The sequence below is a fragment of the Promineifilum sp. (SeqCode) genome (assembly GCF_041918635.1).
Classification (GTDB): domain Bacteria; phylum Chloroflexota; class Anaerolineae; order Promineifilales; family Promineifilaceae; genus Promineifilum.
Genome location: NZ_JAYRVJ010000393.1, coordinates 1 through 2,342 on the forward strand (window position 1 = coordinate 1; position 2,342 = coordinate 2,342).

Annotated in this window: 4 protein-coding genes; 1 reads left to right on the forward strand and 3 read right to left on the reverse strand. The window is 69.0% G+C overall.

The features are described 5' to 3' along the window. Nucleotides 1-415: DUF711 family protein (locus ACE3UY_RS12220; RefSeq protein WP_374687796.1), on the reverse strand; the 415-nt coding region annotated here is incomplete at its 3' end. Nucleotides 416-583: 168 nt separating this feature from the next. Here ACE3UY_RS12220 and ACE3UY_RS12225 point away from each other — a divergent pair. Next, complete coding sequence (locus ACE3UY_RS12225; protein ID WP_374687797.1) at nt 584-1,180, forward strand: hypothetical protein; 597 nt, start codon at nt 584-586, stop codon at nt 1,178-1,180. 52 nt (nt 1,181-1,232) lie between these two features. Here the strand turns inward: ACE3UY_RS12225 and ACE3UY_RS12230 are convergent, their stop codons facing one another. Both ACE3UY_RS12230 and ACE3UY_RS12235 read right to left on the reverse strand, forming a co-directional pair. Further along, the gene (locus tag ACE3UY_RS12230) at nt 1,233-2,045 is read right to left on the reverse strand and encodes a TrmH family RNA methyltransferase (RefSeq protein ID WP_374687798.1); all 813 of its coding nucleotides are present in this window, start codon (nt 2,043-2,045) and stop codon (nt 1,233-1,235) included. 51 nt (nt 2,046-2,096) lie between these two features. Then, nucleotides 2,097-2,342 (reverse strand): hypothetical protein (locus ACE3UY_RS12235; protein WP_374687799.1); only part of this gene is annotated, 246 nt, incomplete at its 5' end.

The following is a 2,342-nucleotide window of genomic DNA, read 5'->3' on the forward strand; positions in this document are numbered from 1 at the left end:
ACAGGTTGCCGAAGCCGTCGGGGTAGAGCGTGCTCACCGTGCGGATGAGCCGGGCAGCGTCCCAGCAGCGGCCCACGTCGAGCCGGCCGTCGGTCGCGGCGATCTCCACCGAGGCGAAGACGCCCTCGGCGGCGCTCAGTAGGTCGGGGATGAGCGCCAGCCAGGTGGGGTCATGCACCAGCTGGGCCGGGCCGAGGCTGACGTAGTCTACGCCGGCGGCGCGCCAGGCGGCGGCGAACTCGGCCGCCGCGGCCGCCGCCCGTTCGCGCGGCAGCCAGTCGGGGAAGGGCGTCGCCCCCAAGCGGGTAGACTGGACGCGCACGGGGAAGGCCGCCCGCGCCGCCGCCAGGAACAGCGCGAAGTCGGCCGGCGCGCGGTCGGACTCGCAAAACAGAGTGACAGAGCGAATTTCCATTGGTGCTCTCCAATTATCCATTTCTTCCGTCCCAATCCGTAGCCATTTATCCACTTCAAGACGGCGATACGCGAGTCGGATTTGACAGCCAACGCCGGGCCGTTAGAATCGCCATCTGAAGGGCATTAATGACACGCCGCCTTGCCCGCGTGACCTACAAGGATACCTGTGAACGACGACACCATGACGGGCGACGCTGGCCCGACGAGCACCCGGCCGGAAGGCAACCCCGACCTCTCCATGGCCGGCGACGGACCGCCGGTTGGCGATAGCCCGCTGGCCGACGCGCCCATGCCGGAAGCGCCGGCGCTGGCCCCCGATTCGACCGAGCCAGCGGCCGAGGCCGATGAAGAGCTGAGCGCCGCGGCGACCGACGAGGTGGAGGTCGCGCCCGACCAGGCGTCGTCGGAGTCGGAACCGGTCGCGCCACCCCCGCTGCCCGAACCTCGCCTCCTCTCCCGCGCCGAACGCGAGAATTATGATCGGTTGCGCCAGCGTTACGCCGCCTGCGGCCGGTGTGGTTACTTCCTGGCCGACCTCGAATTGCTGTTCGGCCGGGAGGCCATCCAGACCGCGGCCCTCGACGCGCGCGACGGCTGGTTGCGGCTGGAAGGGGATGAGGCGCTGCGACCGTTGCTGATCCACGCCTACGGTGTGGGGCTGGATCGGGGGTATGACTACCTCGACGGCTCCTGCCCGGAGTGCCGGCGGCGCTTTGTCTACCGGGTAGAGGACAGCCGCACCCGCCTCAAAGTCCGAACCTAAGAGAAGAGATCACGCAAAGAGCGCTAAGGAAGAAAAGAGCGCAAAGAAGAGATTACTTGGCGTTCTTGGGTTTCTTGGCGCTCTTTGCATGAGCCTCTTCTTCTCCTCGCTGCCGCGCCGCCTCGAAGAGCAGGATGCCCGCCGCCATGGCCGCGTTGAGGGACTCCGTCTCGTCGCGCATGGGGATGGTCACCCGGCCGGTCGCCAGCCGTTCTCCTTGCGCGCCCGCCCCCTGCGCCTCGCTGCCGATGAGGATGGCCGACGGCCGCCGCCAGTCCACCGCCGTGTGGGCCACGCCGTCGCGCGCCGCCGCCAGCCACACGTCCAGTCCCGCCGCCAGCCGGCCGATGACCTCCCAGTTCTCCTGCCACACCGGCAGGCGCAGGATGGCCCCCATGCTGCCGCGCACCACCTTGGGGTTGTAGGCGTCCACGCTGCCCGGCGCGAGCAGCACGCCGTCGGCTCCGGCCGCCGCCGCCGTGCGCAGGATCGTCCCCAGGTTGCCGGGGTTGCTGACGGCGTCGAGGATGAGCAGCAGCGTCGGCGCGGCCGGCAGCGGGCGCGGCTCCATCGCCAGCACGGCCAGGACGCCCGGCGCGGTCTCCGTGTCGCTCATGGCAGCCATGACCTTCTCGTCCACCAGCGCCGGCTCCACGGCCAGCGCCGCGGTCAATCCCTGCCCCTCGTCGCTGGCGGCCCACTCCGGCGTGGCGAAGAGGGCGCGCGGCGTCAACTGGGCCAGGGCCAGCTCACGCAGCCAGCGCGTGCCCTCGACGACGAAGGCGCGCTCGTCGTGGCGAAAGCGCTTCTCCGCCAACAGGCGACGAATGTACTTGACCTGAGTATTAGCCCGGCTCGTGATCATAGACGACAGTATATCTGCATCATCCATAGCGACCCACAGCGCGGACGGCGCTCAGCGGTAGAAGTCAATCCACTGCAAGCTGAAGGAGGGGTACTCGTCGCGGTGGAAGTGGGGCGGCAGGGTGATCTCGTAGTAGCCGTCGTCCGCGGGCAGCTTGGGATTGTCGGCGCTGGGATTCACCACGCGGATGTCGGGGTAGTAGATGTCGGCCGAGGGCGGCGCGCTCTGCACCTGGCCGTTCTCCCCTTCGACCGACAGGATAAGCGCCGGGTCGGGGGAGTCATTGCTCGACTTGCC